This window comes from Scytonema sp. NUACC21 (genome assembly GCF_054684315.1).
Map to the genome: position 1 here is coordinate 1 of NZ_BAAFZH010000097.1, position 20,931 is coordinate 20,931.

The 20,931-nt window shown below is 41.3% G+C and carries 15 protein-coding genes and 1 pseudogene; 11 read left to right on the forward strand and 5 right to left on the reverse strand.

The features are described 5' to 3' along the window. The 3 genes from ACYRY3_RS28965 to ACYRY3_RS28975 form a co-directional block, all read right to left on the reverse strand. The coding region (locus ACYRY3_RS28965; RefSeq protein WP_460205272.1) for a YciI family protein at window positions 1–177 on the reverse strand (177 nt) is incomplete at its 3' end. A 162-nt stretch (window positions 178–339) separates the two neighbouring features. Next, entirely contained in the window at window positions 340–2,790 is a 2,451-nt protein-coding gene (gene pheT / locus ACYRY3_RS28970) for a phenylalanine--tRNA ligase subunit beta (protein ID WP_460205135.1), read from the reverse strand. A 72-nt stretch (window positions 2,791–2,862) separates the two neighbouring features. Further along, window positions 2,863–4,221, reverse strand: a complete 1,359-nt coding sequence (locus tag ACYRY3_RS28975; protein ID WP_460205136.1) for a CgeB family protein — start codon at window positions 4,219–4,221, stop codon at window positions 2,863–2,865. 577 nt (window positions 4,222–4,798) lie between these two features. Here ACYRY3_RS28975 and ACYRY3_RS28980 point away from each other — a divergent pair. Further along, window positions 4,799–5,506, forward strand: a complete 708-nt coding sequence (locus tag ACYRY3_RS28980; protein WP_460205273.1) for a response regulator — start codon at window positions 4,799–4,801, stop codon at window positions 5,504–5,506. Between the two features lie 219 nt (window positions 5,507–5,725). Here the strand turns inward: ACYRY3_RS28980 and ACYRY3_RS28985 are convergent, their stop codons facing one another. Next, entirely contained in the window at window positions 5,726–7,153 is a 1,428-nt protein-coding gene (locus tag ACYRY3_RS28985; RefSeq protein ID WP_460205137.1) for a response regulator, read from the reverse strand. A gap of 616 nt (window positions 7,154–7,769) precedes the next feature. On the opposite strand from ACYRY3_RS28985, the gene ACYRY3_RS28990 reads away from it, so the two are divergent. The 10 genes and pseudogenes from ACYRY3_RS28990 to ACYRY3_RS29035 all read left to right on the forward strand — a co-directional run. Further along, window positions 7,770–8,444, forward strand: a complete 675-nt coding sequence (locus tag ACYRY3_RS28990) for a vWA domain-containing protein (protein ID WP_460205138.1) — start codon at window positions 7,770–7,772, stop codon at window positions 8,442–8,444. Between the two features lie 48 nt (window positions 8,445–8,492). Continuing rightward, window positions 8,493–9,272 carry a PP2C family serine/threonine-protein phosphatase gene (locus ACYRY3_RS28995; RefSeq protein WP_460205139.1) on the forward strand — a complete coding sequence of 260 codons (780 nt, stop codon included), beginning with the start codon at window positions 8,493–8,495 and terminating at the stop codon, window positions 9,270–9,272. Window positions 9,273–9,331: 59 nt separating this feature from the next. Continuing rightward, window positions 9,332–11,521, forward strand: coding sequence for a tetratricopeptide repeat protein (locus ACYRY3_RS29000; protein WP_460205140.1), 2,190 nt, complete (start codon window positions 9,332–9,334; stop codon window positions 11,519–11,521). Window positions 11,522–11,914: 393 nt separating this feature from the next. Continuing rightward, a complete protein-coding gene (gene rfbF / locus ACYRY3_RS29005) occupies window positions 11,915–12,688 on the forward strand; it encodes a glucose-1-phosphate cytidylyltransferase (protein ID WP_460205141.1) in 774 nt (257 codons plus the stop codon). 90 nt (window positions 12,689–12,778) lie between these two features. Continuing rightward, a complete protein-coding gene (gene lhgO, locus ACYRY3_RS29010; protein ID WP_460205142.1) occupies window positions 12,779–13,999 on the forward strand; it encodes an L-2-hydroxyglutarate oxidase in 1,221 nt (406 codons plus the stop codon). 307 nt (window positions 14,000–14,306) lie between these two features. Next, a complete protein-coding gene (locus tag ACYRY3_RS29015; protein ID WP_460205143.1) occupies window positions 14,307–15,335 on the forward strand; it encodes an NAD-dependent epimerase/dehydratase family protein in 1,029 nt (342 codons plus the stop codon). A 292-nt stretch (window positions 15,336–15,627) separates the two neighbouring features. Further along, window positions 15,628–16,578: a glycosyltransferase family 2 protein gene (locus tag ACYRY3_RS29020; protein ID WP_460205144.1), complete on the forward strand. Its 951-nt coding sequence runs from the start codon at window positions 15,628–15,630 to the stop codon at window positions 16,576–16,578. 355 nt (window positions 16,579–16,933) lie between these two features. Then, window positions 16,934–17,485, forward strand: a complete 552-nt coding sequence (gene rfbC, locus ACYRY3_RS29025) for a dTDP-4-dehydrorhamnose 3,5-epimerase (protein ID WP_460205145.1) — start codon at window positions 16,934–16,936, stop codon at window positions 17,483–17,485. A 101-nt stretch (window positions 17,486–17,586) separates the two neighbouring features. Next, the gene (locus tag ACYRY3_RS29030) at window positions 17,587–18,891 is read left to right on the forward strand and encodes an NAD(P)H-dependent oxidoreductase (RefSeq protein ID WP_460205146.1); all 1,305 of its coding nucleotides are present in this window, start codon (window positions 17,587–17,589) and stop codon (window positions 18,889–18,891) included. Window positions 18,892–19,768: 877 nt separating this feature from the next. Continuing rightward, a pseudogene (locus ACYRY3_RS29035) lies at window positions 19,769–20,587 on the forward strand (glycosyltransferase); the annotation flags it as partial. Here the strand turns inward: ACYRY3_RS29035 and ACYRY3_RS29040 are convergent. Beyond that, window positions 20,565–20,783, reverse strand: coding sequence for an L-threonylcarbamoyladenylate synthase (locus tag ACYRY3_RS29040; RefSeq protein ID WP_460205147.1), 219 nt, complete (start codon window positions 20,781–20,783; stop codon window positions 20,565–20,567). The pseudogene ACYRY3_RS29035 and the gene ACYRY3_RS29040 overlap by 23 nt on opposite strands. Window positions 20,784–20,931 lie beyond the last annotated feature (148 nt).

A 20,931-nucleotide genomic window follows, 5' to 3' on the forward strand; every position in this document is an offset into this window, starting at 1 on the left:
TTCGTCTTCGGCTTCGTAAATGCCAAAAACTTTAGTGACATCTTTGGTGGGACCGATAGTAACTAACACACCAGATTCTTTTTGTTTTGCCAGTCCGTCTAGATGTGCTTGGCGGTAAGGTTCACGTTTTTCTAGAACGTCTTCGCAGTAAGTTCCCCACATCACGTATTTTGGCATGGTTCAATGTTTCTATTGATTGAGGTTGGATGAGTATATATACGTTGGACGATGGGTGGGCAGTGCCCACCCTACTTGGATGAAGTCCGCAGGGCAAGAACTTCGTTTGTGTAGCCCCAGAATTCTATTCCAAGAGCAATTTTAAGCTAAAATCAGAAGCTATTAACTTCTTAAGGTAACGCCAAATTTTTCTACCAAGGCTTCTCGCACTTTGTTATGCACAGATTCGACTTCTGCATCGGTAAGAGTGCGATCGCTAGCCCTATAGAGTAGGCGGAATGCCAAACTCCGTTGTCCCTGGGGTACGTGTTCGCCACGATACTCATCAAACAATTCCACACCCTCTAGCAATTCTTTGCCAGCTTTGGTAATTGCTTTTTCGATTTCAGCAACTGTGACTTTTACAGGTGCGAAAAAGGCAATATCTCGGTCAGCAATGGGGTAAGTGGAATAGGGTTTGAATTGCGGTACGAGGATTTCATCATGGGTTAGAGAATCCAAAATGACATCTAGATCCAACTGGAATACGTACACTGAATCAGGTAAACCTTTTTCTCGCCGCAGTTGGGGATGCAATTGTCCGAAGATACCCAATCTGTTACCCCCGATCCATAAAGAAGCAGTACGCCCTGGATGCAACCGGGAATCTCTGCAATCGGGTTGATATTCTACTTTGACCCCCATTTGCTGAAAGACACTTTCTAGAATACCTTTGGCCTCATACCAGGTCATGGGTTGTTCGCGACTACTTCTTGTCCACTTACTGGAAGTAATATCTCCTCCGAGAATGCCAGCCAGTGCATCACCTTCTTGCATTCCTTCTTCTTCTTGCCAGAAGATTCGCCCAATTTCAAAACCGTTGAGCGAACCGTTTCCTTGCTCTAGGTTGTACTGAAACGCATCAATTAACCCGGAGATCAGGTCAGTTCGCAATGCTGAATATTCTACAAACAAAGGATTTGTGAGGACAATCTGCCTGTCTTCCCCTGGTTTTACCAACGAGTAGTGCATTAACTCTGTCAAGCCAGCTGCCCGAAGGGATGCTCGCAATTTGCGTGTGAGCTCCTGTTCTATAGGCAAGTAACCTGCTTCTGCTCTGTCTGGTAAAGTGTCAATAAAGCGATCGTAACCGTAGAGACGGGCAATTTCCTCAATTAAGTCAATTTCCCGTTCTAAGTCGCGGTAGCGATAGGGGGGCACAGAAACCAACCATCTACGCTCATCTATGGGCGTTAATTCACATCCCAAAGCCGTGAGGATGCGTTCAACGTCTGCTGCTTGGAGTTCTCCTGTTTCTTCTCCCAAATCGGTAGATCCGAGAACCTCATTGACTCTATCCAAACGCAGTTCAATGGAACGTGTCCAAGTGGAAGGGTCGGGACGGAAGTCAGCAACTTCTTGATGTACGATAACGCCTTGGGCAATTTCGTGTATGAGTGACAAAGCACGACGTATGGCGACTTCTAACTCAGCGTGGTTAACTCCCCTTTCGTATCTGCTCGAAGACTCGCTTCTTAGACCTACACTTCGAGAAGAACGGCGAATTGCCACCGAATCAAAGAGTGCAGCTTCCAATATCAAGCTTTGGGTTCCTTCATGGACTTCGGTCTCTTCCCCACCCATGACTCCCGCAATCGCCACAGGTTTGTCACCACCGGTAATTAACAGGTTTTGAGTTGATAGGGTGCGAGTTTGCCCATCTAGGGTTTTGAGAGTTTCCCCAGCATTGGCAAAACGGACACCAATTTGTAGAGATATACCGGGACGTGCCTCTCCATTAGCAACCGATAGAAGGCGATCGCGGTCAAAGGCGTGCAGTGGCTGTCCCCACTCTAACATTACGTAGTTAGTAATATCTACAACATTATTAATTGGTCGCACTCCAGCAGCACGCAGGCGCTGTTGCACCCAATCAGGCGATGGTGCTATTTTGACCTGTTCAATTGTTGTGCCAACGTATGCTGGGCAAGCTTGCGTATCTCCTATTTTCAGAGCTAAATTAAACTCACCACGAGTAATGGGGACTTCCCTTGGTTCGGTAAGGGATAGCTTTCCCCCTGTGAGGGCAGCGACTTCTCGGGCTATGCCTACCATACATAAGGCGTCAGCACGGTTGGCTGTAGCAGTCACATCTAAAATGACATCGTCCAGACCTAACAACGGACGCACATCGGTTCCAAGTGGTAGGCTGTCTTGGGTAAAAATGTGAATTCCATCTACATCATTGGGTAAACCCAGTTCTTTCAGGGAACAAATCATTCCCTCCGATGGGACGCCTCGCAGTTTCGCTGGCTTAATCTTTAAATCGATGTTTGGCAGGTAAGTCCCTACGGTGGCGACTGGTACAAAGATATCAGCACAAACATTAGGTGCGCCACAAACGATATTTAAATTTTCACCCTTGCCGATATCAACTTGGCAAACACTCAATTTATCCGCATTAGGATGGGGTTGGCGTTCAACCACTCTCCCTACAACCACGCCATTCGCCCAAGTACGGCGGTCTTCAATATCTTCTACCTCAAAACCAGCTAATGTCAGCGTTTCTGCTAGTTCTTCTGGGCTAAGTTTCAGCTCGACGAGTTCTTGTAACCATTTAAGTGAAATACGCATGAAGGTGTCGTGTTGTGCGATCGATTTATAAATGCACAGTCTATTCTAGAACTATTCCACCAATTTCCTCGTTTAAGTAACAAGCTCTACGATAGAGCTTTCAGATTGTTGTGTACTGACGATCTCGGCTAAATTCTTGAGATGAGCTTTCCGGTTTCTCATTTGTGGAGTGCTTTCAAGCCCAGTTGTTGCCAAAATTTTTTCCCAACGGTATACCCAGTCATGCCTTAGCAGGGAATTAATCATATTGTCTACCCGTATTTTTTCTTGGAGACCGGGTTGCATATCTAAGTCGTATATTATATCAGCTATATTGGGGCAATCAAATGGAATTTCAATGACCGGATTTGACCAACCAAGGTTTTTAGTAAAATCTTCACATTTTGGAGAAACACCAAGCATGATTGTTCCACCTGCTGCTGCCTCAAAGAAGCGGGGACCAATCTCTTCTTGAGCATTACTTTGATCTGTTAAATCGAATTTTGCTTTATTGACTATCATGTAACGGCTTCTTTTAACAAAATTTGTATAAAGACTCCGATGATAGCGGTAATCCGTCATATACAAGTCTTTGATGGTGTCGTAGATATAGAAGAGTTTTTTCTGTTCTACAAGTTCTATTAAAGCATTATGGGTAACTGCTGAACGCCGTCCAATATTTAAAACATCAATACAGCGATAAAGGTCAGCTGGATAAGGACAAAATTTTACAGCATCTACCCCATAGGGTATTGAGTAACAAGGACGTTGGATAATATTGGCAACTTTATTTATACTAGAACTAAAGTTCATAAAAATATAATCAAAGTCTTTAAGAAGATTTAATTGAGCTTGCCAAGAATCAATATCTTTGACCCAAATTTCATCCAGCCAACAAACAGCATATTTACATTTTTCTCGCCAGCCTTTGATAGAATTCAAGGCTATAATATCTTTAATATTTTGGAAAAAGCTAAAAAATAAATCGTATTTTTTTTCGACTTCAAAATTATAATTAACTAATGATTTTACCAATTTTCCATTTTTTAGAAACTTGGCTGTATGGTTAGCTAAGGTATTAGTGACCTTAAAAAGATTTGAATTGACATTTGGTACGAGCAAATCGACGTTGTCACAATGGTAGATTATATCTTCAAATTCATATGCCCCAGAGCGGGAAACATGAAATTTTAAATCACGCAGCGATAACAATAATACCCGTGAGTCTTTGCAAAAAGGGTAAGCTACATTCTGTAACATATTGCTTCCTATTATTGAATAATTTGATAGCTTGATACAGCATTTTTTAGGCAAATGAAGTACATCGGTAGGAGCGTATGTCGGCAGGACAGGCTGCGCCAACGCGGAACGTGCCGACGCAAGGTAGGCATACGGACGAGAAGCCCGTACAATAATTTGGACTTCCTCCGCGTTGCAATCTGCTGTATTCAATGGGACACGAAAATCTTTGTTAAGTAAGTCGGGGCTAATAACGTTAAAAGCTTGAGAGCGCTCCTTTGTTCTCGGTCAGTAGGTCTGCCAACCTAGGCAATAGTCCGTGCATCTACTAACATGAGTTAATAATCCATACATAATAATTTTTATTAATTTGTATTAAAATACTTTTTGGGAGATAATACTAAAGGTGCTTAAGAGGGTTATGACTATATTTAAATTTAGGCTTTTCTTCTAACAGAGATGTGTAAATTATGTGGCAAGGTTATGACATATTCACGAAGTTTATTTATTGGTAGATGGTAATTGTGTTAAGAATATGTAAATTATACAGCGCAGATCTGGAAAAGATACTGAGGTTTTGAGTATTAGTTTCAAACTTCATCTTTTGTTAATATGGTCTGGTAAAGTGGTTTAAGTGGGTAAGCAAAATTAAGTCTAACTATGTTGACCGTCATTAGCCATTGGTTATTTGTCTTCAGCAAAAGACTAACGACAAAGGACGACGATCGCGGGTTCGCTGTAAAGTCTTACTTACAATTGATTCTGGGCAGAAAAAGTCTTGACCGACCTCATGGAGATTTTAATTGTTGAAGATGAACCTGAGATTGCTCAATTGATTCAACTGTATTTGGAAAGAGAAGGGTTCTCTTGTCGCCACTGTCGAGATGGATTAAGTGCAATTCAGGTGTTTCAAGAGCAAATGCCGGACTTAATTATCTTAGATTTAATGATTCCTGGCTTGGATGGACTAGAGGTATGTGCCCGCATTCGACAGCAGCCAAGCTCTAAAGATCCTTATATCTTAATGTTGACGGCGAAGGGCGAGGAACTCGATCGCATCATAGGTTTATCTACGGGGGCGGATGACTATGTGGTCAAGCCTTTTAGCCCAAAGGAATTGGTAGCCCGCGTGCGAGCACTCTTACGCAGGACATTGCGTCATGGCAAGCAAAGTCAAATTTATCGTACCCAAAATTTTATAATCAATCTTGAGCAACGCTCAGCCAACCGAATTCTAAGCAGCAATCAATCTGCTTCTTTGGATCTAACGACTTTGGAGTTTGAATTGCTGGCAACATTTATGAGTCATCCAGGTCGGGTTTGGAATCGGGCGCAACTGATTGACAAACTTTGGGGCAGTGATTTTTATGGTGATGAACGGGTGGTTGATACTCATATCGCACGCTTGCGAAAGAAGATTGAACCCGATCCAGCAAATCCAACTTTTGTCAAAACTGTGATTGGAGTGGGTTATAAGTTTGAAGATCTCGCTAACTAAGAAAGGTAGAGGGCAAAGGGTAGAAGGAAAGATTGTCAGATTTTATACAAAAGCCCCTCTTTGTTTCCCATTCCCCCTTCCGCTTAATGTTAGAAACCCAGTTTCTTAAAGAAACTGGGTTTCGATGTTTTAGGTTTTTTATTTCGTGACACAGTTGTTATAAATAAATTCAAAAGACAAATTTAAAAATTTGTAATATTTTTGCTGAAAAAATCAAAGTCAAGCTAAATGCATAAATACCATTTTTAGCAAATCGGCACGAGTAAAAGGTTTGGTTAAATACCCAGAAGCTCCCACCAATCTTGCTCTGACTTTATCGACAATGCCTTTACTACCTGTGACCATAATGATTGGGGTTTTTTTGAACATGGAATTATTCCGAACCAGCCGACAGAGCTCGTAACCGTCCATTCCGTCCATATTCAAGTCTAGTAGAATCAAATCGGGTTTGTGTCGAATGATTGTCATGACTGCTTTGAGTGGGTCACTAATTGTGACAACAGAAAAACTTTCATCTTCTAAAAAACGACTAATTTCTTTCAGAATTGTGGGGCTATCATCAACAGAAACCACTTTATATATTTTTCTTAAATTTGTAGAATTTGTAGTCGTAGTTGCTTCTTTTTCTGCCTCCGAGTTTACCCGCTCTGATGTTTTTAATTCTGGCGATCGCTCGGTTGTATAAGCAGTTGTTATTTGTTGTTGATGAGACGCTACATTTTCTGTCTTGGCTGAAATTTCTGATTTTTCTTGAGTACTAGTAATGCTTGGTGTGACGACTGGATGCGAGGATTTGTTATAAGTTTCAGGTATATAGCTAGGAGTTTTTGAGAATTCAGTCAAGATTTTTGGTAATTTATCAAAGGGGGGATCTGGTTGATGTAATAGAACTGTTCCATTCGCAATATAAGGATATAAATTTCTAGCAAGTACTAATTCATCTTGATTCATAATAACTGCAAGATGACGCAAGCTAAAGCCCTTCATCCAGTCTGTTAAATTGGGGTCTAACCCTGGTACCGTCGTTTTCTGGTTATTCGTTTTTATAAGTAAGTATGGACGTTGATAAGGAGAGGAAAGGTGGGGAACAAATGACTGCCAAATCTGCAATCTTTGCTGACAGCGTTCTACTATTTTTTCTGCATCCAGCTTGCAAATAATCGGCACTCGACAAAGTGGATCTGTCAATTGATAAGTTCCGTGCTGAATTGACAGATATGCTTCCAAAACTTCTTTTACTAATTCCTGGATGAGTATTGCTGCTTGTGTAGAGTGTAAATATCTTTCGCTGACTAACCAGCATATAGCTTGATATTCAGGAGGCAAGACGGCAGGCATTGATTGCTTCTCACGTTCAAGAGGTTCCACAGACTGATTTTGCGAGTCTGGTTCAAACATCAAACGCAATTGAACGCGAATTTCAGCAGTGATTGTGGTGATTTGAGAGCTGAGGCGACGCAAATGACGTTCGAGTCGGTCAAAGGGTTCGACAGAATGTGTGGCATAAGTTATTCTTCCCTGCTCTAGGTAAATTGACCAAGAAACTGAGTTGCTGTGTACTTGTAAACACGTACTCTCAGAAGCACTAGATAGGTGCCTTAGTAAACTTAGAGGACGCAGTTTTGTGAAAGTGCCAAAATTATTCATTTCTTAGAGATTTTCCGGAAAATACGTTCTTTTGCTTGTAGCGTTATTTTATTAGTGAATATGGTGTTTAATTAAACTTAAGGCTTTTTAAGTAGTTCTTTTTCGTTTTGATTGTACGTAAGTATATTAAGATACGTAAAAATTACATTATATCTATTTTTTACGTTTTTAATCAAATACTAACGGACAAGATTTTCAAATGAATTTGGGTTTTGTTTATTTGATAATTACGTTGAACAGACAGAGTGGGTAGAGGGCAAGTTATATGAATACTTAAATTATATTTACCTAAAATCCGACCTTTCTACATTGAATCTTTAAAATTCGCTGTCAGCAAAGGTACTGATTCATTGTATTCTATACGTGTTATGTATAAATTGTACTAAAGAATCTACAGCAAGTGATACCAATCACCAATACATTCACTTTGATGTCACTATGTCTCAGGAAGGATTTCACAATTTTGTAAGGTACTTGGCAGCAGAAATTAGTTTAATAAATAGTAGACTGTCCAAGATAAGCAAGCGCAATACATCTAGTACTTTTGCCGCTTTAAACTATATACTTTGAGGAAAAGGAAATTTGAGCTTTGGACTATAACATAACACAAGAAGTTATGCATGATACATTAAAACTCGATGAAGTCGTTGAGTTCGCGGAGAACCCAGAGCCACGTTGTCCTTGTGTGCTGCTGTTAGACACATCTGGTTCAATGCAGGGCGGTGCAATTGAGGCATTGAATGAAGGCTTGAAAAGTTTCAAGGAGGAATTGATAAAAAATTCTTTAGCCGCTAGGAGGGTAGAGGTAGCAATAGTTACATTTGACAGTCAGATCAACGTGATACAAGACTTTGTGACCGCCGATCAGTTTAACCCACCAATACTAACAGCACAAGGGCTAACGACTATGGGCGCTGGAATTCATAAAGCTTTGGACATGATTCAAGACCGCAAAGCTCAATATCGCGCCAATGGTATTGCTTACTATCGTCCTTGGGTGTTTATGATTACAGACGGTGAACCACAAGGCGAATTTGAAGATGTTATCGACCAAGCGGCACGCCGATTACAGGCAGATGAAGCGAATAAGCGGGTTGCCTTCTTTAGTGTCGGTGTAGAAAACGCCAATATGAATCGTTTAAGCCAACTAGCTGTACGGACTCCCCTGAAATTAGCAGGGCTAAATTTTGTAGAGATGTTTGTTTGGCTGTCAGCTAGTATGTCAGCGGTATCTCATTCTAAAGTAGATGACCAGGTGGCACTACCTCCAATAGGCTGGGGTTCTGTTTAATGGAAAAGCGGCTTCATGCTTACTCAAGGCAATAGTAGACAACAATCTATGAACACCTCGAAACAGATACCTCACTGGCGGGTAGTAGCCGCATCCGTGTGTGGTACCAGCCACTTAAAAACCAAGCAGTTATGTCAGGATGCTCACCATTGGCAAATTTTACCAGATAGTGTACTACTTACAGCGGTAGCAGATGGTGCTGGCTCGGCAAGCATGGGAAAAGTTGGGGCAATGATAGCTGTAGAAACAGCAATAGATAACATATCTCTTAAAGAAGTTACCCGACGAACCCTGACTGATGATGAAGCAGTACGCTCCATTCTACTTGATGCTGTCATAGCCGCGAGAAAGGCTGTGGAAGAGGAAGCGATTGCTTGCGAGAAACAGTCATCTGATTTGGCAAGTACTTTAATTATTACTGTTGCTTCTCCAGAAATTGTGGCAGTGGCACAGATAGGAGATGGTGTAGCTGTCGCGAGGGACACACAAGGTAACTTGATAGCTCTGACCCTACCCGATAGCGGTGAGTATATCAATGAAACCGTTTTTTTGACCTCGCCTGGAGCTTTGGAAGCAGCACAATTAAGAGTATGGCGTCAAGCAATAGTCAATGTGGGAGTCCTTACTGATGGACTACAAATGCTAGCCATGAACATGGCAGTGGGTGCCCCTCATAAACCGTTTTTTTCCCCTCTTTTTGAATTTGCAGCAAATGCCGATGATAAAACAGTGGCAAAAGAGCAACTTGTGAGGTTTTTGCGATCGGATAGGATTACACAACGTACTGATGATGACTTGACGCTAGTAATTGCCGCATTAAGCCACTAATTAAGCAATTATTATGACGTTCACAAATTGTATACATTAGGCATAAGAATAAATATATCATGCAGGTACTACGTTGTCTTCCCAATCAAAAAATTAGCAATATCAACCTCAGTGTCAGTTTGGGGCGAGGCGGTGAAGCTTGTATTTACACGTTACCAACAGATACCGAGTTGGTAGCAAAAATATATCACAAGCCAAATCCAGCCCAGGGTCGCAAACTGGAGGCAATGATTGCTAATCCGCCAGAAAACCCAACTGCCAGTCTGGGGCACATCTCTATTGCTTGGCCCGTGGAGTTGTTGCGCTCGCCCGACGGAAGTCGTAATATTATCGGGTTTCTCATGCCCCGCATTCGGGGAATGCGTCCAATCATTGATTTCTACAACCCCAGAACTCGCCGTCAGCATTGCCCTTTGTTTAATTACCAGTACCTCATCCGTACTGCTCGCAACCTAGCTGCGGCTTTTGCGTCTTTACACGCATCTGGTTACTGCGTCGGTGATGTCAACGAATCCAATATCCTGGTCAGTGACACAGCATTAGTGACGATAGTAGATACCGATTCGTTCCAGGTACGGGATGTCCAAAATGGAATTGTCTATCGTTGTCCTGTAGGTAAACCGGAATTTACACCACCAGAACTCCAAAACAAAACTTTTGCTGATTGCGATCGCACTTTTGCCCACGACTTGTTCGGGTTGTCGGTGCTCATATTCCAACTGTTAATGGAAGGAGCTCATCCATTTTCTGGCATTTTTCAAGGTGTAGGTGAACCACCACCTTATGAAGCACGCATAGCCGCAGGGCATTTCACCTACAGTCAAAAGAAACGCGTACCCTACGTTCCCACTCCGATTGCACCACCTTGGGAAATTCTCAATCCCAGCTTGCAAGAATTATTTTTACGTTGTTTTGAGGAAGGACATTACAACCCACTTCTTCGCCCCAGTGCCCAAACTTGGCTGCTAGCACTTGCGGAAGCGGAAAATGCCCTCTTGACCTGTACTGTAAACCCCCAACACCGCTACAGCAACCATTTAGAGAAATGTCCTTGGTGTGAACGGACTTTGCGTTTGGGAGGACGCGACCCCTTCCCATCTCATAAAGCAATAGCAAATAAAGAACATTTAAAGCAAGTAAAACCAAGGAAACGACCAACTCAAACACCCCGCGCACCACAACATGCGGTTCCATTTAATCGCAGTCCTCGCAGTGCCATACCAGTGGTCGGTCAGAATTTACCTTACTATAGACCTCCTAAAAATCGAAGATTATACCCTGTTATTTTCTGTATGCTTGGTTTTGGCTTATTGGGGTATTTAGATTTAGTTATTAAGTTTACAAATCGCCCCTTTATTGCCCAAAATTCATACACTCAGCAAAATTTGATTTCTACCACTCAGAAAAAAAACAACAGCAAGCAGAATTTTGCAGAATTCTACAAACAGGGCCATGCTTCTTATAAAGTCAAAGACTACGAACAAGCGATCGCAAAGTTTTCTCAAGCAATTGAGAAAGATCCAAAACAACCCAGAGCATATGTAAACCGTGGGAACTCTCACTACAATATGAAAGAGTATGAAGCGGCACTGTCAGACTACAACCGAGCCCTAAGCATCAATCCTAATGAAGTGAAGGCTTATGTCAATCGGGGCAATGCACGCTTTATGCTCGCTGAGTATAGCAGTGACCCAGATCGAGAGTACAACCTGGCAATTGCCGACTATAATGCCGCATTGCGCCAGAATCCCAATGAGGTAGAAGCGTACATAAGAAGGGGTATTGTCCGCGCTCAAATTGCCAAATATAGCGGCGATTCTCAACAAGATTACAAAAAAGCAATTGCGGACTTTAATAAAGCACTGACGTTGAGTTCAGATAGGTCGGAAGCTCTTTTCCAACGGGGTATGGTTCGCTATCAAATCGCTCAATACAGCAGTGATTTTGAGCGAGAGTACAAACAAGCGATCGAGGATTTTAACCAGGCATTGCGTATCAATCCCAAGCTATCAAAAGTTTATTTAAAGCGGGGTATTGTTCGCTATGAACTAGCACAATATGGTGGGACATCCCGCCAATATCACAAACAAGCAGTTGACGATTTGCAAACAGCTGCCAAAATTGCTTTAGAACAGGAAGATATGGATAACTATCAACAAGCATTAAGCAGCATTTGTGTTGTTGTCGAAAATAAATGTGACACGTTCTTGCAGACAACAAATCTGTCGGAAGCAACAACTGCTAAGTAAAAGTTAGAATCTTCTGTCAACAATGATGGATTTTCAGGTACTGAGCAGACAGGCAACAACTAGTATGCCCGCGAGCGTCTTTAATTGGTTATTGTTAAATTTTCAATGAACTAGCAAATTGTTTCTTATAAAAAAAAGAACAATTGCTAGTTATTTTATTTTGAGCGATATTCTTTATTAAAGCACTGGTAAAGTACTTTATTCGCGCCATCTTTCAGGTGGTGAAAAAGCTTGTCGGTTTTTTCATACTTAAGACAGCGATATTTATCTTGTCTTCACACATAAGAGTGAAATTACAGTTAGATTATATACTGAGAAATCGAAAAAGAGCTTTTTCTCTGTTCTGTTTAATCAACTAAAAAATCATCTACCTCAAATTTAAGAGATAACTCCATGAAAGCAGTGATTTTGGCTGGAGGGCTTGGTACACGGCTGAGTGAAGAAACGAGCGTTAGACCAAAGCCAATGGTAGAGATTGGTGGTAAGCCAATTTTGTGGCACATCATGAAAACTTACTCTGCCCACGGTATCAACGATTTTATCATTTGCTGTGGCTACAAAGGTTACGTCATCAAGGAGTATTTTGCCAACTACTTCTTACATATGTCAGATGTCACCTTTGATATGCGGTTTAACCAGATGAATGTCCACGCCGGGAATGCAGAACCTTGGCGAGTCACGCTCGTAGACACGGGTGACAACACTATGACAGGTGGACGCTTAAAACGGGTGAGAGAACACATTGGCAATGACACTTTTTGCTTCACCTACGGTGATGGTGTAAGTAATGTCAACATTACAGAAGCTATTAAATTCCATAAAGACCAAAAGACATTAGCAACCATGACAGCAGTCCAACCACCAGGACGTTTTGGTGCTATTGTCTTAGGACAAGAACAAACAAAAATTACCAGCTTCCGGGAAAAACCAGAAGGAGATGGAGCTTGGATAAACGGTGGTTTCTTTGTGCTTGAGCCAGAAGTCATTAATTTAATTGATGATGATTCTACTGTTTGGGAACAAACACCATTGGAAAAACTAGCAGAGATGGAACAGCTTTCTGCTTACAAGCATCATGGTTTTTGGCAACCAATGGATACCTTAAGAGATAAAAATTATCTTGAGGACTTGTGGCAGAAAAATAAAGCTCCTTGGAAGGTTTGGTAAGAAAATAATGAATTATGAATGATAAGAAATTCCATAATTCATAATTGAAGAATTCAGAGTTATCTTGTTATTTTCCTGTGACAGTTGCGTATGTATGATTTTGCAATTATAGGTGGAGGAATTGTTGGTCTTTCCACCGGCATGGCTTTGGGAAAACGCTACCCCAGCGCACGTATTCTCATTTTAGAGAAAGAAAGTGAATGGGCATTTCACCAAACAGGCAATAATAGCGGTGTAATCCACTCTGGTATCTATTATAAACCGGGCAGCTTTAAAGCTAAGTTTTGTCGTGATGGTTGCCGCTCAATGGTGGAATTCTGTCAAGAGCACGGGATAGAGCATGAGGTTTGCGGTAAGGTAATTGTAGCGACTAAAGAAGAAGAATTGCCTCGACTGGAAAATCTCTACGAAAGAGGTTTAGAAAACGGCATAGGTGTTAGAAGAATTACTGCTGAGGAAGTGAAAGAGTATGAACCCCATGTCAGCAGTGTAGGGGGAATATTTGTTTCTTCAACTGGGATTGTAAACTACAAGCAGGTTTGCCTAAAATACGCTGAAATTATTACTCAGCAAGGAGGAGACCTGCGTCTAAATACCAAAGTTGAAAGAATAGCTAAGAGTGGTAACCATCAGGTATTGGAAACTAACAAAGGCAGCTTTGCAACTCGCTTTATTATTAATTGTGCTGGGTTGCACAGCGATCGCGTTGCCAAAATGGGCAAAGTAGACCCACAAGCAAAAATTGTACCTTTCCGGGGAGAGTATTACGAACTCACGCCAGAAAAACGCTATTTGGTGAAAGGTTTAATCTACCCAGTTCCCAATCCAGATTTTCCTTTCTTAGGGGTGCATTTTACCCGCATGATCGATCGTACTGTGCATGCTGGTCCAAATGCAGTACTCAGCCTCAAACGCGAAGGCTATCACAAAACAGACTTTGACTTGCGTGATTTTGCAGAAGTCATGACTTACCCTGGCTTTTGGAAACTTGCAGCTAAGTATGCGGATGAAGGAATTCAGGAAATCATTCGTTCCTTTAGCAAAGCAGTTTTCACCAAAAGTTTGCAACAACTTATTCCTGAAGTCAAATCTGAAGATTTAGTCCCCACCCATGCAGGAGTCCGCGCTCAAGCACTTATGAATGATGGTAAGCTTGTAGACGACTTTTTGATTGTTCAAGGTCAAAACTCTGTCCATGTTTGCAATGCTCCATCTCCTGCGGCAACATCTTCTATTGAAATTGGCAAGGCTATTGTCAATCAAATTCCCGAACAATCTCATTTGAAATCGGTAGTTAGTTCAGTCAATTAGTTGAATTTGCCTGTGCTTTTCCGGATATGTTTCATTTGAGCAAGCACGGGCAATCTTTTGGGTTGAGCGCTCGGGATTTATGTAGAAGCAGGTCTGAAAAAATTTTATGAAAGCAACATCACTGACTACTGCAAAACTTTAAAAATAGTATGTTACTGTTCGTACATATAGTGAACAATCAACGCAGTAGTCAATACATCAGAATTAGACCTCCTCAAAAGGCTTTACACCAACTAACATTTCCTAACCCTACATAGGTCATTTTTGGACAACGTTGAACTCATAAACATCATAGGAATTCAAAGCAATGAAAATTTTAGTTACTGGTACTGAAGGTTACCTTGGTTGCTTGTTACCCCCCCTACTTTTTGAACGGGGACATGAAATTATTGGAGTTGACACTGGCTTTTACAAAGCGGGTTGGTTGTACAACGGTACTCAAGTAACCGCCAAAACCCTTAACAAAGATATTCGCGATATCTCTATTGAGGATTTACAAGGTGTCGATGCGATCGTTCACATGGCGGAACTTTCCAATGACCCCACCGGGCAGCTAGCACCCCACATTACCTATGAGATTAACCATAAAGGTTCCGTTCGTCTTGCCACATTGGCAAAAGAAGCGGGAGTACGTCGCTTCGTTTATATGTCCTCTTGTAGTGTCTATGGTGTAGCCACCGAGGGTGATGTTACAGAAGAATCTCCTGTTAATCCTCAGACTGCCTATGCAGAATGCAAAACTTTGGTAGAGCGAGATGTCCAGCCATTGGCTGATGATGATTTCTCCCCCACCTTTATGCGGAATGCCACTGCTTTTGGTGCGTCTCCCAGAATGCGCTTTGATATTGTTCTCAACAACCTAGCTGGTTTGGCATGGACTACAAAAGAAATCAAGATGATCAGTGATGGTACACCTTGGCGTCCACTTGTTCATGCTCTAGATATTTGTAAGGCAATTGTTTGCGCTCTTGAAGCTCCCCGTGATATCGTACACAACCAAATTTTTAACGTGGGAGATACAGCAAACAACTATCGTGTCAAAGAAATTGCAGAAATTGTTGCTGAAATTTTTCCTGGATGTCAATTAAGTTTTGGCAGTCAAAGTGCAGACAATCGCAGCTATCGAGTTTCTTTTGAGAAGATTAACACAGTATTACCAGGCTTTAAATGTGATTGGGATGCCAAGCGTGGAGCACAACAGTTGTATGATGTGTTCTCTCAAATTGATATGACTGAAGAAATTTTCTTACATAGAGGATTTACCCGCTTAAAGCAGCTCGAGTATCTCATTCGTACTCAGCAAATCGATCGAGATTTCTTCTGGATGAAAAAGTAGCTAGATTGTTTGGTTGGGATCGAAGAAGTCCAGCCAAAGTTCCAAATCAATATATTTGGTTTGGACTTCTTTTATCTAAAAAATTTTTTCTCCGTAAGAAATTCAGATTTTTCCATTTTAACGAGCTACTATTGCACAAATTGTTTGTTAATTTGGAATTTAGTCTTTTAAAAAAGTTTACTTGACTTTACCAAAATTTAAGTAGCCTTGTTATCATATTAACTTCACACTCAATTTGTAAATCAATAGGTATTTGTTTACAAATTCTGTAAAAGGAGTTTGATGGATGCATATGACCAAACTGCTCACTATCGCTATTCCTACTTATAATCGTGCAAATTTACTTGATAAACAACTGGCTTGGTTGGCTCAGGCTATCAAAGGCTTTGAATCAGTTTGCGAAATTTTAATCTCTGACAATTGTTCAAACGATGATACACCAAAGATTGTAGAAAAATGGCAATCCGCTTTTCAACCAATTTCATTTGAGTATAAGAGAAATAGCGAAAATATTGGCGCAGTTAGAAACATTGCTTCTTGTATCACGTCTGCAAAAGGTAAATATGTTTGGACAATCAGCGATGATGATAAAATATTCAGTAATGCCATACCTTATATAGTAAGCGCTTTGTCCGAACATCCTGATTTGGGATTAATCATCTTAAACTTTTCTAAGAGTGATGCAAAAACAGGTCAAGTTTTTGAACAACGCTGCTTTGATGTTGAGAAGGACATAGTGAATTCAAACGGCAAAGTTGTGTTTGAACGTTGTTTGGAACAGAGTACTGGTGGTGTAGGGCTGACTACGGCTTTAGTGTACAGAACAGATTTGGCAAAATCTGCTATAGAAAGTTGGGTTTCTGGTTTAAGTAACTTGGCTGTTCAAATATATTGGACTGCTTTTTGTGCCTCTAATGGTGGTGCCCTAGTCACTAGAGATAACTACCTCGAATGTGTTGCTGGCACTCATTATTTTATGCAAAGGCCCAAGCTTTTAGTCACGTTGGAATATGCAGATATCCCTGAAGTCATGCTTAAGCTTAGGGAAATAGGATATTCCAATAGTTTTAGTCGGAAAATGCTTTTCACTTGCTTTGCAAAGTTTAACTGGAGAGTCCTTTTAGGCGCTTTGAGAAGATGGCCTACTGTAGCCAGTCAAGCAGTGGCTCGTTACATGAGCTATGTCTACTTGTCTACAAGATATTCATCCAAATCGCTCTCTACAATTTCAAAGGATGTTTGAAGTAACCTGCTTGTCATTAAGGTGGACACTACGTAGGAAAATAGAGATTATCGAGTTAGCGCATCTACGAACTAACATCGACTCCTCAAAATAGCTTCAGGGTGGGCATTATCCCGAACATACGAAATTGCCGCTCAGTGCAATACCAATTTTCTATGAAGCTGCACGTTATTTTTACCCCAGACAACCCCGCCGATATCTTGGGGAGATGTCCTAGGCGGTGGGGTTCTTTCTATGCATCTTCATATGGAAACGGTATAACCCAAAATTCTACAGTAAAAGTTTTTACGTTCGGGCTTGGCTTCGGAAATTGACTAGTTTGCTTGTGTAGTTATAGTACAAAGTGAGGTTGCTCATGATTTTCACGGAAACAGAACTCAAAGGTGCATATATTATTGATTTAGACCAGAAGCACGACCATCGGGGTTTTTTTGCTCGGACTTTCTGTGCTCAAGAATTTGAAGCACACGGTTTAAAGCCAACAGTTGCCCAATGTAACCTATCCTTTAACTATAAAAAAGGAACGCTGCGGGGAATGCACTATCAACTTCCTCCAGCAGCGGAAACAAAATTAATTCGCTGCATAAGTGGTGCTATCTATGACGTAATTATTGATATGCGTCCTGAGTCTCCTACATTCCTGCAACATATAGGTGTGGAACTCAGCGCAGAAAATCGACGTGCTTTATATGTTCCAGAAATGTTCGCTCACGGTTATCAAGCACTGACAGATGGGGCTGAAGTCGTGTATCAAGTAGGCGAGTTTTATACACCCGGATATGAGCGAGGTCTGCGTCATGATGACCCATTTTTCAACATTCAGTGGCCTATAGAAGTGACTGAAATTTCTGAGAAGGATAAAAATTGGCCTTTGATGACAATGATGCCTGTTGGAGGCACTGTGTAGTGGTTAAGAGTTAGTAGTTACTTGTTTTACCACTAACTACTAACTCCTAACTACTGTCAACTCACTACTATTAACTAACTAATAACGAGGAGTTTTCATCAATGATTATTGTGGATCGCGCCTTACAAGCCCGTGCAGAAGCTCACAACCCTATCAAAGTGGGAATGATTGGTGCTGGTTTCATGGGTCGGGGAATTGCCAATCAAATTATAAATTCAGTACCGGGAATGGAGTTGGTGGCGATCGCCAACCGTAATGTGGATGCTGCCAAGCGTGCATATTTAGAAGCAGGTATTGAAGACTATAAAGTTGTTTCTAACGTTGGCGAATTAGAAGACGCGATCGCCCGCAGTGAGTACGCAGTGACGGATGATGCGATGTTACTGTGTCGTGCCGAGGGCATCGACGCGTTGATCGAGGTGACAGGGGCAGTGGAATTTGGCGCTCATATTGTCATGGAGGCAATTGCCTATCACAAGCACGTCATCATGATGAACGCCGAATTGGATGGCACTATTGGTTCTATTCTGAAAGTGCATGCAGATAAAGCGGGCGTCATCCTCACTGCTTGTGATGGTGACCAACCAGGGGTACAAATGAACCTTTATCGCTTTGTAAAAAGTATTGGTTTAACTCCGTTATTATGTGGTAATATCAAAGGCTTACAAGACCCCTACCGCAATCCCACCACACAGGAAGCATTTGCCAAACGCTGGGGGCAAAAACCTCACATGGTAACAAGCTTTGCAGATGGGACAAAAATCTCATTTGAACAAGCGATTGTTGCTAACGCTACAGGAATGACAGTCGCCAAGAGAGGAATGCTGGGATATGACTTTAAAGGTCATGTCGATCAAATGACTGGAATGTATGATGTCGAACAACTGAAAGAACTGGGCGGCATTGTAGATTATGTTGTTGGAGCACAACCAGGACCTGGGGTCTTTGTCTTCGGAACTCATGACGACCCGAAGCAACGTCACTACCTGAACCTGTACAAGTTAGGTGAAGGTCCGCTTTACAGCTTCTATACCCCATATCACCTCTGTCACTTTGAAGTTCCGTTATCTGTTGCTCGTGTTGTTCTTTTCCAAGATTACGTCTTGAGTCCTCTAGCGGGTCCACTGGTAGATGTTGTCGCCACTGCCAAAATTGACCTGAAAGCTGGAGAAACGTTGGATGGTATCGGATATTACATGACCTACGGTCAATGCGAAAAATCCAGTATTGTTCAACAGCAAAACCTCTTGCCAATGGGTTTAGCTGAAGGATGCCGCCTCAAGCGAGATATTGCTAAAGACCAAGTTCTGACTTATGACGATGTAGAACTCCCGGAAGGTAGACTTTGCGATAAACTGCGTGCTGAACAAAATGCTTATTTCTACAAAACCTTAGCAACAGTTTAAGATCGCGTCGCGATCGCTGCAATTGAGTGCATGAGTAGTAAAGAGGTGGGCGCTGCCCACCTTCATTAGTCCTTGCTTAACAAATGACTAGAGACGACATTCTCTAGTTACGTTTTTTATACCGACCGACTTTGCCTGTTGACTTTTGTCACAAACACAACATAGGTTGAGTGTTAAAGAATAAAAAACACCCAACTTTACGCAAAAAATATGAGATTCCCTAGTTTATCAAATATGATGGTAATATGAAAGTTTACGCTCATAATACTCATCGGTGTATTCTCTACCAATCAGTTATTTTAGGATAACTATGCCATTTGAAATAGTTGAACGAAAAGCCAATGTTGTTAACAGCTTATCATAAATATGGGCATGAGGTGAGGGAAGCAGTATGCGAATTAATTCGGAGTACGATTGTTCAATTTAGAACTTCTTTATAATGCTCTTTTTGAGGATATTAGTAGAAAATATTACTTTTTAGAAGATGTTTCAACTCAGTAGGCAATGGTTGCCGACCAAGTATCAGTTTTGTTTACGAGTAGAAAAAGCAAGCTATGGGGATCTCCAAATCTCAACTTCCGAATTTACCGAAGGGCTTGTTGATTTCTTTCTTTTATCCTTATGAAATATTTATTAAAAGTTAACAACATAAAAATAAATTTTTAGTATCTTGAAAACCAATGGGAGATGCGAGCAGGGACCAGTGAACAGTGACCGGCGATCGGTAACCAAAACCCGAGCGCTGAGAACTAGTTCGTGGAAACTGTGAAAGTAGATTGCCAAATAGCCTGCTAGCTGTTAAAACGAGGGTGCAGCATTCAAAGCAGAAGTTTATGGTTTATAGAGATTTGTATAAAGTAAATCTACCAGGTATAGTATGAAAATTGCCCTAGTTCATGATTACTTAACCCAGAAAGGAGGGGCGGAGCGCGTTTTTGAATTGCTGTGCAAGCGCTACCCTGAAGCAGATGTTTATACTTCTTTGTACGATCCCCAAAGAACAATAGATTTGGGAGAACGTCCTGTGAACACGACTTTCTTGCAAAGTATTCCAGGTGCCGCAAAGTATTTTAGACTCATGGCTCCCCTATACTTTCCAGCATTCCGTGCCTTAGACTTACACGACTATGACCTGATTATCAGTAGTAGTACCAGTTTTGCAAAAGCCGTTCGGAAGAAACCATCGGCACGTCACATATGCTTCTGTCACAATGTAACCCGTTTTTTATGGGATACAGAAACTTACTTACGTGAGTACGGAGACTATCGGTATTTTGCTCCTCTCATCGAACAAGTTTTTGACGTGATGAGAAAGGTAGACTTAACCTACGCACAAGAGCCAGACCTTTACATTGCCAACTCCAGCGTTGTGGCGCGTCGCATTAAAAGCACCTACGGCAAGAAAGCGATTGTGATTAACTATCCAATCGACACTGAGAGGTTTGTGTTTTCAGATACAAAAGAAGATTTCTACCTTGCCTCTGCTCGAATGATTAGCTATAAGCGTCTTGATATAATAGTTGAAGCTTTTAACTGGCTGGGGTGGCGATTACTGATATCGGGAGATGGTCCAGAAAGAGAAAGACTAGAATCTAAAGCATTAGGCAATGTAGAATTTTTAGGTCATGTGCCCGATTCACAACGCACTCAGTTGTTTTCTAAAGCTAGGTCTGTTATAGTGGCAGCCCTAGAGGATGCTTTGTACAGTATATACCAAATGGTTTTTGTCTTTTTCTTCCCTTAATCTTATAAACTTTCTCAACAACATCAGGGAAAAATAGTCCTCCAAAAATTCCATAGACTGTGTCAGCAGGTAAAATCACTACCCCCTGATTTTCAATTACTTTTACAGCCTTAGCAATAACTTCTTCTTCATACATATCAATCACCATTATACTCTATTAAATGTCTACTAAATTAAGATTTTTCTTAATTTATCGCTGCAAAACCTTCGCTTACGAGTAACAGAAAGCCTTGCGTTTTAAGTCATCCAGAAAAAAATAAATTTGGTAGTTTTCAATTGTCAGTAAATTAAAGATT